The sequence below is a fragment of the Pseudomonas persica genome, from assembly GCF_900291015.1.
In the GTDB taxonomy this organism is placed as follows: domain Bacteria; phylum Pseudomonadota; class Gammaproteobacteria; order Pseudomonadales; family Pseudomonadaceae; genus Aquipseudomonas.
Genome location: NZ_OLKL01000229.1, coordinates 1 through 257 on the forward strand (window position 1 = coordinate 1; position 257 = coordinate 257).

General features: G+C 64.2%; 1 protein-coding gene. It reads right to left on the reverse strand.

The genetic code is table 11. The annotated features are described in order from the left end of the window. On the reverse strand, positions 1-257 hold a 257-nt coding region (locus FQ664_RS26380), incomplete at both ends, for an NUDIX hydrolase (protein WP_218570440.1).

The following is a 257-nucleotide window of genomic DNA, read 5'->3' on the forward strand; positions in this document are numbered from 1 at the left end:
GCCATGCGCTGCATCGATTCGTCCGACTGGGGATCGCTGGCGACCTCGGCCACCGGTCGCCAGGCAAGCTCCAGCGACTCTTCGCTGAGCACGAAATCCTCTCCCCCCAGCGCACGGATCACGAAACGCACGTCGTAGTGCCAGTGCCCCGGCACATCCTTGCGCTCGGGAATCCAGTGCTTGTCGATATCGAAGATGGCCGGGTCATCCAGCACCAGGCCGCTCAGGCCCGATTCCTCCTCGGCTTCCTTCAACGC